General features: G+C 41.9%; 15 protein-coding genes. 14 read left to right on the forward strand and 1 reads right to left on the reverse strand.

The annotated features are described in order from the left end of the window. Positions 1-38: 38 nt before the first annotated feature. The 5 genes from APA_RS18060 (at position 39) to APA_RS18080 (ending at position 4,693) form a co-directional block, all read left to right on the forward strand. The gene (locus APA_RS18060) at positions 39-719 is read left to right on the forward strand and encodes a response regulator transcription factor (RefSeq protein WP_201323646.1); all 681 of its coding nucleotides are present in this window, start codon (positions 39-41) and stop codon (positions 717-719) included. Between the two features lie 386 nt (positions 720-1,105). Then, positions 1,106-1,519, forward strand: coding sequence for a hypothetical protein (locus APA_RS18065; protein ID WP_201323647.1), 414 nt, complete (start codon positions 1,106-1,108; stop codon positions 1,517-1,519). Between the two features lie 109 nt (positions 1,520-1,628). Then, on the forward strand, positions 1,629-2,336 hold the full coding sequence (locus APA_RS18070) for a DUF4079 domain-containing protein (RefSeq protein ID WP_201323648.1): 708 nt from the start codon (positions 1,629-1,631) through the stop codon (positions 2,334-2,336). 127 nt (positions 2,337-2,463) lie between these two features. Further along, the gene (locus APA_RS18075; RefSeq protein WP_201323649.1) at positions 2,464-3,807 is read left to right on the forward strand and encodes a 2Fe-2S iron-sulfur cluster-binding protein; all 1,344 of its coding nucleotides are present in this window, start codon (positions 2,464-2,466) and stop codon (positions 3,805-3,807) included. Positions 3,808-3,907: 100 nt separating this feature from the next. Continuing rightward, a complete protein-coding gene (locus APA_RS18080; protein ID WP_201323650.1) occupies positions 3,908-4,693 on the forward strand; it encodes an MIP/aquaporin family protein in 786 nt (261 codons plus the stop codon). Here APA_RS18080 and APA_RS18085 read toward each other — a convergent pair. Beyond that, a complete protein-coding gene (locus tag APA_RS18085; protein ID WP_201323651.1) occupies positions 4,675-4,890 on the reverse strand; it encodes a hypothetical protein in 216 nt (71 codons plus the stop codon). The genes APA_RS18080 and APA_RS18085 overlap by 19 nt on opposite strands. A gap of 340 nt (positions 4,891-5,230) precedes the next feature. Here APA_RS18085 and APA_RS18090 point away from each other — a divergent pair, with 340 nt between their 5' ends. The 9 genes from APA_RS18090 to APA_RS18130 all read left to right on the forward strand — a co-directional run bounded on the left by APA_RS18090 (position 5,231) and on the right by APA_RS18130 (position 12,527). Further along, positions 5,231-5,695, forward strand: a complete 465-nt coding sequence (locus tag APA_RS18090; RefSeq protein ID WP_201323652.1) for a ribonuclease III domain-containing protein — start codon at positions 5,231-5,233, stop codon at positions 5,693-5,695. A 29-nt stretch (positions 5,696-5,724) separates the two neighbouring features. Beyond that, a complete protein-coding gene (locus APA_RS18095) occupies positions 5,725-6,117 on the forward strand; it encodes a hypothetical protein (RefSeq protein WP_201323653.1) in 393 nt (130 codons plus the stop codon). A gap of 138 nt (positions 6,118-6,255) precedes the next feature. After that, positions 6,256-6,531, forward strand: coding sequence for a hypothetical protein (locus APA_RS18100; RefSeq protein ID WP_201323654.1), 276 nt, complete (start codon positions 6,256-6,258; stop codon positions 6,529-6,531). Beyond that, positions 6,528-6,899 (forward strand): clan AA aspartic protease, encoded by a 372-nt coding sequence (locus tag APA_RS18105; RefSeq protein ID WP_201323655.1) that lies wholly within the window; start codon positions 6,528-6,530, stop codon positions 6,897-6,899. The genes APA_RS18100 and APA_RS18105 overlap by 4 nt, the downstream gene beginning before the upstream one ends. A gap of 254 nt (positions 6,900-7,153) precedes the next feature. Continuing rightward, positions 7,154-7,960, forward strand: coding sequence for a glucose 1-dehydrogenase (locus APA_RS18110; protein WP_201323656.1), 807 nt, complete (start codon positions 7,154-7,156; stop codon positions 7,958-7,960). A 10-nt stretch (positions 7,961-7,970) separates the two neighbouring features. After that, positions 7,971-9,566 carry a GMC family oxidoreductase gene (locus tag APA_RS18115; RefSeq protein ID WP_201323657.1) on the forward strand — a complete coding sequence of 532 codons (1,596 nt, stop codon included), beginning with the start codon at positions 7,971-7,973 and terminating at the stop codon, positions 9,564-9,566. A gap of 1 nt (position 9,567) precedes the next feature. After that, positions 9,568-10,638 carry a VOC family protein gene (locus APA_RS18120; protein WP_201323658.1) on the forward strand — a complete coding sequence of 357 codons (1,071 nt, stop codon included), beginning with the start codon at positions 9,568-9,570 and terminating at the stop codon, positions 10,636-10,638. A gap of 49 nt (positions 10,639-10,687) precedes the next feature. Then, entirely contained in the window at positions 10,688-11,518 is an 831-nt protein-coding gene (locus APA_RS18125) for a hypothetical protein (RefSeq protein WP_201323659.1), read from the forward strand. Positions 11,519-11,537: 19 nt separating this feature from the next. After that, positions 11,538-12,527, forward strand: coding sequence for an adenylate/guanylate cyclase domain-containing protein (locus APA_RS18130; protein ID WP_201323660.1), 990 nt, complete (start codon positions 11,538-11,540; stop codon positions 12,525-12,527). Positions 12,528-12,544 lie beyond the last annotated feature (17 nt).

The following is a 12,544-nucleotide window of genomic DNA, read 5'->3' on the forward strand; positions in this document are numbered from 1 at the left end:
CGAGCATTATTCATGATGTTTAATATATCTATAAATTTATGTCAACTAAAATTCTCTTAATAGAAGATGATATCAGGCTAGCGCAGTTTATTGAAATGGAGTTAACTTGCGAGGGCTATCAAGTGAGCATGTCTCACAATGGGTTAGATGGACTAACTCAAGCTAGACAGGAACAACCTGATTTAGTAGTTTTGGATTGGATGATGCCAGGATTATCGGGGGTAGAGATTTGTCGAAGGTTGCGAGCGACTGGGAGTAAAGTTCCGATCATTTTGGTTACAGCAAAGGATGATATTAGCGATCGCGTGGCGGGGTTAGATGCTGGTGCTGATGATTATGTAATCAAGCCTTTTAGTATTGAAGAGATGCTTGCCAGAATCCGTTCTAATTTACGTCGTACTAAGGCAGAAGATAGTGACACGCTCCAATTTGAAGACCTAAGTCTAAATCTCCGTACACGCGAAATATTGCGTGCTGGAAAGGCGATCGAGTTGACGGTGCGAGAGTTTGAGTTGTTGGAATATCTAATGACTCATCCCCAGCAGGTCATGACTCGCGATCAGATCTTAGAAAATGTTTGGGGTTATGATTTTGGCGGTGATTCTAATGTGATTGAGGTTTATGTTCGTACTTTGCGGCAAAAGTTAGAAATTGATAATACTTGCCGACTAATTCAAACTGTTCGCGGCATCGGCTATGTTCTGCGTCTTAGTAAGTAATACCAAAACACAAAATGGCTACGCCATTTTGTGTTTTGGTATTACTTACTGGGTTTGGTTTTTAATCCACAAAAGTGTGACGACACTTTTGTGGATTGGTATAATTACAGCAATTTTCGAGCAACCGAACCAATAAAACTTTTGAGAGTGCTGCTTTGCAGCACTCTCAAAAGTTTTATTGGTTCGGATTTGAGCACTTTGCTCTCTAACTGAGTAAACGATGAATTTCAACCTAATTATTTTTAATTTTAAACTTATACAACTCATAACCTGATTTCAGCTTCGTATCATTGCGATCGGCGATTATTGAGAAGTAGAGATTAGCTGATTTAGCGAATGTCTCTGGTTATCGTAGTTTGAGCTAGCAAATTCAGGAGCATATTAAGATGAATATCAAGTCCCTCAATCCTCTACTTACAAGTGTTGCTTTAGCAGGTTTTATCGGAGTTGGTGATGTAGCTGTCCGCTCATTTACTCCTCAATTTCAATCAGTAGCGATCGCTGAGGCAATGCCTTCTAAAAAAGCCCAAACAGAAATGCCTTCTGAAAAGACAGAGGCAGCAAAGCATATTGAAATCATTACCAAAAACAAGGGTCAGATTGGTGGTGGCGATCAGTTGCGTCGCTGGTTCTTTGGCGATCTCATGCCTTTAGGAGTGCAACCAGGTGGAGCAGGTATGGTAGTAAGTCTATACAGCAAGACTCATGATGTCACATTTTCCTATTGTGCTACTTATGATGTAGTAGTCGCTGTGAAAAAAGGTCGGGTGGTTACATTCCCTGCTAAAGAAGTCAAATAATTGATGTTTCGTAGAGCGAATATTTACACTCACTCTCAGCCCCCGCTCTGACATTGAGAGGGGGCAAATTGATTATTTTTTACTAAAGTTATTTGCACCTACCAATCATATGGATCTAAAAGACACTCTAGCTTTACTACATCCCGCGATCGCGATCGCATTTGTATTCCCATTGATTGGTATCGTCATCAATCGTTCTTGGCTGACTCGTCAACGTCGTCTGCAAGCCGCAAATGGAGAGAAAAGTAAGATTCCTCCAAGTGTAGGTTCCGAGCATTTAGCGATCGGTTATTGGCTGAGTGGCTCGGTTGTGGGAGTAGCACTTTTGGGTATGGCTTTCCCGATTTTCTCCAAGATGATCGAACGCGACATTTTAACCAAAGAGCCATCACGGGTTGCCTTTGTGGCGATCATGTTTATTGCTTCTATAGCTTCGATGGTATTTCTCTATCGGGCTACAAGCAAGTTATGGCGCGGTATTTTTGCGACCCTAACTGGAATAGGATTAATTATCTTAGGTGCTCAACCAGAAGTCTTTCGTCGCGATAAAGAATGGTTTTTCTCTCACTACTACTATGGGATAGCCGCAGCTTTGTTGATGATTTTTTCAATAGCGATCGTGCAGGATATTTACCAAGACCGCAAAAATCGCTGGCGCACTGTGCATATTTTACTGAATATTTTTGCGACTATCCTGTTTTTAGGGCAGAGTATGACTGGCGCTAGAGATTTGTTGTCCATTCCCTATAGCTGGCAAGCTTCCTACATTTCTAAATGTGACTTTACAAATAAAACTTGCCCGCAAATCAACAAGTAGATTGGTTCAAAAGTGGGAGCGATTTCACTATTAGGGAATAAAGAAGTAATTTGTTGTGGCGAGGCTTCGACGTGACACAACAAATTATTTCTTTATTAAAAAATCAGATTAATAACGGAATCCGCCAATGTTAGAAGATATTAGACAAATCTCAAATCCCTTTGTTAGAGCAATAACTTCTGGATTTTTTTTAAGTACTTTGGTGACCATCCCTGCTACTGCTGCAATTTTTTTGGTAAACCTCAAGAATGAATCTGCCTATAAATTCATTTTTTATGCCTCAATCGCTAGTGCTACAGTTGGGGCAATGGGTGGTCTTGCGGCTGGGAAAAGCAAATCTGAGACATCAAAAAGCCCATTAGTTGAAGCTGGTGGCGGTATCGATTGGAAAGATTGGCGCAAATTTGTTGTCGATCGCAAAGTCAAAGAGAGTGAAAGCATTACATCTTTTTACCTAAAACCAGTGGATGGTGGAATGATTCCCAATTTTACCCCTGGGCAATTTCTCACGATTCAGCTAGATATTCCCGAACAGTCGAAACCTGTAATCCGTACCTACTCACTTTCTGATTATATCGAGTCTACCTCTCATTATCGACTCTCGATTAAGCGCGAACCTGCTCCCCCTGATACGATCGCACCTGCTGGGATCGCTTCTAATTTTATGCATGATCACGTTCATGAAAGCTCGGTAATTTTGGCAAAACCTCCTGCTGGAAAGTTTGTGCTAGACGTGAATAGTTCGCAACCTGCGGTCTTAATCAGCAATGGTGTCGGCATTACGCCGATGATTAGCATGGCAAAAGCTGCTGGTTTGCTGAATCCACAAAGACATATCTGGTTTTTGCATGGAGCGAGAGATGGAAGTCTCCATGCCTTTCGCGATGAAGTTAATGCGATCGCAGTTAGTAATCCTAATTTACATATCGTTTATTGCTATAGCCGCCCTAGCTTAACTGATGAAGGCAATTATCAACATAAAGGCTATGTGGATGTTGATTTGATCAAGAATGTAGTTGCACCTGAGATGCAGAATTTTTACGGTTCGACCGATGCAGAATATTTCCTCTGTGGCTCTCCATCATTTATGGATTCGCTTCGAGATGGATTGAGGGAGTGGGGTGTAGCTGATAATAAGGTTCTATTTGAATCTTTTGCCAAGACTAAGCCCAAGAAGGTAGAACAAGCCCAAGGTTTAACCCAAGAACATGTTTCTATCGAAGTGGTATTTAGTAAGTCTGGTAAAACGCTTAGCTGGAATCCTAAAGATGGAACGATTTTAGAGTTTGCGGAAGCAAATGATATCTATCCCGATCATAGTTGTCGAGTCGGCGTTTGCGGTACTTGTATGTGCAAAATTCCTGAAGGAGATGTTGATTATGAAGAAACACCAACAGCTTCTGTTGACCGTGGTTCAGTCCTCATCTGTATCTCTAAACCTAAGACTGCAAGGGTTGTTCTCGATATTTAAAACCCAAAACTAGAGATTGTGTCGCCCGCTACACGGGCGACACAATCTCTAGTTTTTTAAACTACTTAGTTATTCCATTAGACCATAGTCATAAATTTGGATGATGAATATAATCGAATATGCGATCGAGGCTCTTTGTTTGGGTATGTTTATGGTTGTAGCAACCATAGTTACAGCCATTTTTCAGCTTCCTAGTTCTCCTATTCATCAAGCGATCGCCGATCCATTGTTACGACGTTTTTTAATTGGCGTAACAATTGGACTAACCGCGATTTTGATTATTTATTCGCCTTTAGGTAAGCGATCGGGCGCACATCTCAATCCTTCTGTAACTTTGACCTTTTGGCGACTTAAAAAAATTCGCACAATAGATGCTTGCTTTTACATCTTGGCACAAGTTCTTGGTGCAATCTTAGGCGTCTGGTTTGCGGGAATTCTACTTGGTATGGCGATCGCCGATCCAGCCGTAAACTATATTGCTACAGTTCCAAGTTCGGCAGGTGAGTTAATTGCTTTCTTGGTTGAATTTATCCTTTCATTAGGACTGATGACCTTAATTCTCAATGTGTCTAATCATCCAAAGCTTTCTCAATTAACGGGAGTGTTTGCTGGGATGTTATTGGTCATTTACATTACGATCGCCGCGCCGATTTCTGGGATGAGTATGAATCCTGCTAGATCTCTGGGTTCTGCTATACCTGCACAAGCATGGTCCGGGTTCTGGATTTATTGTATCGCCCCTCCACTGGGAATGATCGTAGCCTCAGAACTCTATCTGCGAATGATCGGCAAAAAGAAAAGCAGAGCCGAGTTATGCTGCAAACTTTGTCCAAATAGTTCTACTCGATGTATTAGTCTCGTCTGCTGTCAGATGTGCAAGCTGTAGCTGATATTGGACTTCGACTTTGGCAAGACAAGTAAAGAGATTGGATTTCTGCCATCAATCAAATGCTTATCACCAAGGTCGTGTAATTTGCTAGCGATCGCATTAGAAGCGCCAAATATCACAGTTGCGATCGCGAGTAACCACCTACCGATAGCCCGATTTTGAGAATTAGGGATTTCAGAAAATTCTTGAGACATTGCTTGACTATATTTTGTGATGGAGCAATAAAATTAAATGCGATCGCGCAGCTTTCTAGTTGAAGGCTGGTATAAGTGTATGATTTTTTAGCACTGGTTTAGGAATGTTATGCTGCACAGCGATCGATAAAACTCCATTCAGGTATGTTACGCTGCAAAAAATTTGTTATTACACTTATTGGTCGCTTTATCTGGCAAGTTGTGCGATATTTATTTCATACATGTATTTATCCTGTGATCTGAAAGATAATATACAGTTAGGCAGAAATTCGACCTTCTGGCTATATTCACCATAGTTTTGCTTGCATTGTTTCAAATCCAGAATACATTCAGGTTAAAGATGAACTCAGAAAACATTGTAGTTGTTGAAAAGAATTTAGGCTACACCTTTTTGAACAAGGAACTGCTAATTCGAGCGCTTACACGAAAAGCATTTGCTCAAGAAGAAAAGCAACAGGGTAGACATTGCGAGGATCAGGAAATTTATCGCGTTCTTGGTGACGCAATACTGAAAGCAATCCTTGTTGAATTACTGATCGAGAACGGTCATAACAGTCGAGAAAGTATCACCAACAAGAAGATAGAGCTTGAGAAAAGAGAAAGTTTGGGGAACTTGTTTCGAGCGATTGGTATTGCATCATTTATCCGTTTTGGCTTGGGTGAACAAAAGCAGAATATTGCTCAACAATCTTCTGTGTTAGGAGAAACCTTTGAAGCTCTAATTGCAGCAGTTTATCTAGATAAAAAGAGTTACGAAACTACCAAGAGCTTGATATCGAAATTATTCAGTTCTCAGTTGACTTAGATTCATATTTTTTGAAAAAGGTATTTAACGTGAAAAAAGCTTGGCTGATAGGAATTTTGGGTATTCTATCCTCGTTCTGTCTATTATCCGCTTGCAGCGCAAGTAATAAATGGGTATATGTCGCACAAGATTCTAGAGGATATAAATATCACTTCAACAACACTACAATCCAGAAGCAAGGTGATAACGTCACCTACGATCAGATGATTACATTACCTGTCTCTGAAAATGGTATGACAGCTGGTACTAGCCAATTTACAGGCAGTTGTAAGACTAGGTTAGTTGCCGAAGACAAGCAAGCCGTTGTTATGAACGGTCAAAGTAAACCCCTCAAAATGACTATGAAAGGTGGAAAAATGTTTTTACAAGAAAATAGTGAGATGGGTAAGGTATTAACTGCTGTGTGTCAGTTCAGCAAATAGTGCGATCGCAAATCTTGTAGAGGGCGTTAATGAAATGTAACGCACCTTATTTTTTCTTGAACGAATGCAACTTGTTAGGAACAACTTCTGGTCAGTTATAATGCTAGACAAGGCAATGATCGAGGGAAATTCACAATCATGGCAGTCCGTCAACCCCGCTATAGCAAAGAAGAGTTCGCTCAACGAGGTGATCTAATTTACCAAACGGAAATACGCCCACAAGTCGAAGCAGGTAATCATGGCAAAATAGTTGCTATTGACATTGAGACAGGTGCGTTTGAAATTGCCAATGATACGATGACTGCCACACGGAAACTTCGAGAACGGTTACCCGATTCCCAAACTTGGGTCGTCCGAATTGGCTATCGCGCCGTTCATCGTTTCGGTGCGCGGAGCTTGAAAGAAAAGCTATGATGCAGGGATACGGCAATAAGAATTATGAAGCTACGATTCTTGTGGTCGTTCGTAGCAATGCCAAACTAAAATCCATTAATGCTGTTATTGATACAGGATTTACTGGTTTCTTGAGTCTTCCCAACGACATTATTACTGAACTTGGTCTGCCGTGGAGTTATCGCGATCGCGGAACTTTGGGTGATGGAAGTGAGGTTTTATTTGATATTTACGACGCAGTAGCTATTTGGGATGGCAAATCTCAAGAAATTGAAGTAAATTCAGCAGAAACAGATCCACTTATTGGGATGAGTATGCTTCGCGGATATCGACTGCAAGTATATACAATTGAGGGCGGATTGGTAATAATCACAGACTTATCAGATTAGCTGCAAAATCTCTTCTTTACCTGCCTCCAAAACCTCTGCTGAAAAATTGCAATAGAATCTCAAAAATGAGGATTTGCTGAGCGAACGCTTAAAAAAAATTCTCGAAACATCAGCTAATTCCAATCAACTTTTTATAACGCGCTAACCCTCTCTAATAGCTTTTCAATCAAAATAGATTGAAATTCTCTCAATGGTCTTAGCCTGCCGAGAATTTCGCTCCGATACTATTGCAAATTTTAACACGGTAAAAAATCATGAAGCTGGATGGAAAGATTGCTCTAGTCACTGGAAGCAGTGGTGGTATTGGTCAAGGTATTGCGATTCGATTGGCAAAGGAAGGCGCTAAGGTTGTGGTCAACTATCGCTCTAATCCTCAAGGTGCTGAAGAGACTTTAAATGCGATCAAAGCAACTGGTGGAGATTGCATGATGGCTGAGGGCTTCTGTGATAACGATCGCGGTTATAGTATTGGTGCTGACTTGGGCATGGTTGATGACGTTCGCAAATTAATTGATGAGAGCATCAAGCATTTTGGAACTCTAGACATTCTAGTCAACAATGCAGGGATTGAGAAACACGCAGATTTTTGGGATGTTACCGAAAAAGATTTTGAAGCGGTAATGAATATCAATTTTAAAGGCGTTTTCTTTGCGACTCAATCCTTCGTTAAACATCAAATGAGCGAGGGTAAGCGCAATGGACGCATCATTAACATTAGCTCTGTTCATGAAGAATTACCATTTCCCCACTTTACCGCCTACTGTGCCAGCAAAGGCGCTTTGAAGATGATGATGCGGAACCTTTCTGTAGAACTTGGTGCGCTTGGTATCACTATCAATAACGTCGCTCCTGGTGCGATCGAAACTCCAATTAACAAAGCGCTTCTCAACGATCCCTCTAAATTGGAGCCTTTGCTAAAAAATATTCCTCTCGGTCGTTTGGGACAACCTGAAGATGTCGCTTCTGTGGTGACTTTTTTAGCTTCTGACGAGGCTCGATACATTACAGGTTCCACCATTGTTGTAGATGGTGGTTTGCTTTGGAACTATCAAGAGCAGTAGGAAAAAAGCAATGTCAACAGATAACTTGTCTACGGAACATTTGGCTGCCGAACATTATGACATCATTATTATCGGTACTGGTGCAGCAGGAGGAACACTCGCTTACAAGCTAGCCTCCACTGGCAAAAGCATCTTGGTGCTAGAGCGCGGCGGTTTCATGCCTAGAGAGAAGGAAAACTGGGATACTAAAGTCGCGTTTAAGAGCAATCGCTATCATAATGATGAGGTTTGGTACGATCGCGATGGCAACGAATTACATCCTGGTATGAGCTACTCTGTTGGCGGAAATACCAAGATTTATGGAGCCGCTTTATTTCGTCTGCGCGAGCGAGATTTTGAATCCTATCAGCATAAGGATGGTATCTCTCCAGCTTGGCCCCTAAAATATCGAGACTTTGAACCCTACTACACTGAAGCTGAAAAGCTATATCAAGTTCATGGCAATCAGGGTCTAGATCCTACCGAACCACCACGTAGCCACGATTATTTTTATCCTGCGGTCAGCCACGAGCCGCGAATGGAATCCGTTAGCAACTCACTCCAACAGAAGGGGCTACATCCATATCATACGCCTCTGGGTATCAGGCTAAATGAAGTCCAGCAACATCTGAGTGAATGTATTCGCTGTAATACTTGTGATGGATTTCCCTGCCTAGTTCATGCTAAATCTGATGCTGAGGTGACTGGGATTTTGCCAGCAATACAGCATCCTAATTTGACGCTATTGACAGAGGCTAAGGTGTTGAAACTCCATACCAGTGATTCTGGCAAGGAGATTACTACGGTTGAAGTAAGCATCAATAATGAGATTAAGTACTTTTCGGGTGGAATAGTCGTTCTTTCTTGTGGAGCAGTTAACTCATCGACGATCATGCTGCGATCGCATAATGACCAACACCCGAATGGTTTGGCAAATAGCTCTGATTTGGTAGGGCGCAATTTTATGAAACATGTGCTCGGTTCCGTTATTGGAGTAACGAAAGAGCCAAATCCCACCAAGTTCCAAAAAACTCTATCGATCAACGATTTCTATTGGGGTGAAGATGGCTACGACTATCCGATGGGGCAAATCCAAACCCTTGGTAAAGTCAATAAGGAAATGATCGAAGGCAATGCCGCTGCCTACGCTCCCCGCACACCTGAAGAAGTGGCAAGTCACTCTGTCGATTGGTGGTTGACTGTAGAGGACTTGCCAGACCATAACAACCGCGTTCGTGTTGATGGCGATCGCATTATTTTGGACTATACCGAAAATAATTCCGAACCCTATGCCCGATTGGAGCAGAAGTGGATCGAGATTCTTAAATCTATTGACTGTGGCGAGAGCATTCTGTCTCATGACAGTTATTTTGTCAAAGGTTCCACTAACTATTTCACTGGGAAACTCCCTTTGCAAGGAGTCGGACATCAAGTTGGGACTTGCCGCTTTGGTGAAGATCCCCAAACCTCTGTACTGAACCTTAATTGTCAAACCCACGATATTGATAATCTCTATGTTGTTGATGGCAGTTTTTTCTGTTCGAGTGGAGCCGTCAATCCGACTTTGACTATCATTGCTAATGCTTTGCGGGTTGCCGAACATCTCATCAAAAGACTTGAGGCATAGTATGGCTATTAAATTCCAAAAAAGAGTCTTTCTGATTGCCTTCTCTTTAGTGTTAGGAGTCTTTGCCCAAGAGGCGGCAATCTTAAATCCGCTATCAACCCGATCGCCCTATGCGATCGCCCAAGCCCAGCCAGCTAATGTAACTGCGGTTGACTCTGTGGGCATTACAGTTTCAGATATGGATAAAGCTATTCAATTTTACTCTGAGGTTTTGTCCTTCCAAAAAATATCTGATGTTGAGGTTTTAGGCTCTGAATACGAACGACTCCAAGGCTTGTTTGGAGTGCGTTTGAGAGTGGTAAAAATGCGACTAGGCGGAGAGATTCTCGAATTAACGGAATTTATCACGCCGAAGGGTAGACCGATTCCTGTCGATTCGCGCAGTAACGATCGCTGGTTTCAACATATTGCGATCGCAGTCAGCGACATGGATAAAGCCTATGAAATTCTTCGTAAATTTAAGGTGCAACATGCTTCTACTGCTCCGCAAAGGATTCCTGATACTAATAAAGCCGCCGCAGGAATTCGTGCCTTCTACTTTAAAGATCCTGACGGACATAATTTAGAAATTATTTATTTTCCTAAAGGTAAAGGCGATCCGAAATGGCAAGAGAATCAGGCGCAAGTCTTTTTAGGAATTGACCATACGGCGATCGTAGTTAGTAATACTGATGCTAGCTTGAAGTTTTATCGCGATGTTCTAGGACTCAAACTGGCGGGTGAAAGTGAAAACTTCGGCACGGAACAGGAGCATCTCAATAATGTGTTTGGAGCCAAGTTACGCATTAGTGGATTAAAAGCGCCATCAGGTTTAGGGATTGAGTTTCTCGATTACTTGTCTCCGAGCGATGGCAAGCCTTACCCCTCTGACGCACGCACCAATGACTTGCTGCATTGGCAGACTACTTTAGTTGTCAATGATGCTAAAGCGATCGCGCAAAAGTTGCGAAATTCACGCACAATTTTTATCTCGCCCGATGCGATCGAAATTCCTTCTCTTTCTTTAGGGTTTAAGCGCGGATTTTTAGTCCGAGATCCCGATGGTCATGCCCTGAGGATTATCGAAAAATAAGCGATCGCCTAATCAAAAAAATTAATCGAAAAAATTTAGCTATAACATTATGAATATTCCCGATCAACCATCATTTACACTCGATCATCAGCAACTTGCTGAAGCGAGAATTCAACTTCATTATGCAATCCAGCCATTAGCAGCCATCTCCAACGCTCTAGCAGATTCGAGTAATAAAGGATTATTCTGGGACGATCAACTAGGATTCACAACCCGCGCAATTACATTGATCGAGTCATATCGACTTGCTCTCGATCCGATCGCATTAACTCTAAATTTTGTAACCGATCGCGATCAAGTTATTTCTGCTTTTGCATTAAGCGATCGTACATTGACTGAAGCATTTGACTGGATGAAGGCGATCGTTGGTGGATTGGGCGGTGCTGCTGATTTAATTACTCCGATTTCCTATCCACCCAACGACTTCCCAGACAGCGATCTTGCCCGTGGCGCAACTTTCCAACTCCTGAACCTAACTTCAGATTTAGCTGAATACTACGCCAGTGCAGATCGTATTCTCCAAAATATAGTCCAACAAGAACCTATGGCATCGGATGTTCGCATTTGGCCACATCATTTCGATATGGCGACTTTGATTTCTATCCCAGATGAAATAAATGGACAAGAAAAGTCAGTAGGCATCGGTCTATCCCCAGGGGATAGCAGCTATAACGAGCCATACTGGTATGTGACTCCCTATCCTTATCCCGAGGATCGTAGTAATTTACCGATTCTAGATGGTGATGGAATTTGGCACACAGAAGGTTGGGTTGGGGCAATTCTTACTGCTTCACAATTTGGCGAGCCTAGGGCAAGTATCGATCAAGTTAACACCTTCTTAAAGTCTGCGATCGTTGCTTGCAAAAAACTATTAAATTAGATTGAATGAGGTTGAAATTATGTCAAAAATTAATTGTCTACCTGATAAACGTTCTGTCGAGATTAACAAATCTGACACGGTTTTAGAAGCTTTATTGTTAAATGGAATCGAGCATACCCACGTCTGCGGTGGGAATGCCTATTGTTCCACTTGTCGCATCATGATTTTAGATGGAGTGCAAAATTGTAGTCCTCCAACTAGCGCTGAAAGAGCTTTAGCCAAAAAACTGGATTTTCCCGTCCATGTGCGGCTTGCTTGCCAAACCAAGGTGACAGGAGATGTTTCGATTCGCCGCATGGTAATTGACAATGAGGATATAGACATTCTCGAAGGGCAGCTAGCTACAGGTGCTGTGAATAGCGATCGCAATGTAGCTTTGCTAGTTGCCACAATTCGCGGATCGACTAATTTTGACGAGGTAAACTTTCACTACGATATTGTCTATATCATGAGTCGCTATTTCCATCGCGTCCAGAAAGTCGTGGGTCAATATGGTGGGATTATTCCTAACGTCATGGGTGTTAGAGTCATGGCAGTATTTGGATTTGAGAAAAATAGTAGTCAGGCAGCAGAAAGAGCCGTATGGGCGGGCTTGGAACTGCTTAAAACCATAGCGGAATTGAATGTTTTCTTAAAGAAGTTATCTTACAACCCACTAAATATGAGTATCGGCATTCACTATGGCGCAGCCGTTTTAATTCCGATAGATCCTAGCAAGCTCAATGTTCTTACGCCTTTGGGTGATATTGTAAATTCGGTCGGTCGAATTGAAGCTGCCAATCAAGAAGTTGGAAGTGATTTGTTAATTTCAGAATCAGTCTACAACCAAGTCAAAGACAAAGCGATTATCAATCGTAACGGTAATTTCAGCCTAGGTAAAAATGAATTTAAAGTCTATGAAGTCACTGGTATGCAGGGGAATCCTCCTAAGGTAGCGAAAGTGCAAGAATCTACTGCTCCCGCACCTAAGAGATTCATGTCTTTTCTCCAGAAGTTCTTGTCTAAATAAATCTTCGTTCTCAAATC

Source organism: Pseudanabaena sp. lw0831, from assembly GCF_016584665.1.
Lineage (GTDB): Bacteria > Cyanobacteriota > Cyanobacteriia > Pseudanabaenales > Pseudanabaenaceae > Pseudanabaena.

Bases quoted from the DNA above. Each gene is read 5' to 3' on its own strand.
- APA_RS18060 (WP_201323646.1), top strand. From the start codon at position 39: ATGTCAACTAAAATTCTCTTAATAGAAGATGATATCAGGCTAGCGCAG.
- APA_RS18065 (WP_201323647.1), top strand. From the start codon at position 1,106: ATGAATATCAAGTCCCTCAATCCTCTACTTACAAGTGTTGCTTTAGCA.
- APA_RS18070 (WP_201323648.1), top strand. From the start codon at position 1,629: ATGGATCTAAAAGACACTCTAGCTTTACTACATCCCGCGATCGCGATC.
- APA_RS18075 (WP_201323649.1), top strand. From the start codon at position 2,464: ATGTTAGAAGATATTAGACAAATCTCAAATCCCTTTGTTAGAGCAATA.
- APA_RS18080 (WP_201323650.1), top strand. From the start codon at position 3,908: ATGATGAATATAATCGAATATGCGATCGAGGCTCTTTGTTTGGGTATG.
- APA_RS18085 (WP_201323651.1), bottom strand. From the start codon at position 4,890: ATGTCTCAAGAATTTTCTGAAATCCCTAATTCTCAAAATCGGGCTATC.
- APA_RS18090 (WP_201323652.1), top strand. From the start codon at position 5,231: ATGAACTCAGAAAACATTGTAGTTGTTGAAAAGAATTTAGGCTACACC.
- APA_RS18100 (WP_201323654.1), top strand. From the start codon at position 6,256: ATGGCAGTCCGTCAACCCCGCTATAGCAAAGAAGAGTTCGCTCAACGA.
- APA_RS18105 (WP_201323655.1), top strand. From the start codon at position 6,528: ATGATGCAGGGATACGGCAATAAGAATTATGAAGCTACGATTCTTGTG.
- APA_RS18110 (WP_201323656.1), top strand. From the start codon at position 7,154: ATGAAGCTGGATGGAAAGATTGCTCTAGTCACTGGAAGCAGTGGTGGT.
- APA_RS18115 (WP_201323657.1), top strand. From the start codon at position 7,971: ATGTCAACAGATAACTTGTCTACGGAACATTTGGCTGCCGAACATTAT.
- APA_RS18120 (WP_201323658.1), top strand. From the start codon at position 9,568: ATGGCTATTAAATTCCAAAAAAGAGTCTTTCTGATTGCCTTCTCTTTA.
- APA_RS18125 (WP_201323659.1), top strand. From the start codon at position 10,688: ATGAATATTCCCGATCAACCATCATTTACACTCGATCATCAGCAACTT.
- APA_RS18130 (WP_201323660.1), top strand. From the start codon at position 11,538: ATGTCAAAAATTAATTGTCTACCTGATAAACGTTCTGTCGAGATTAAC.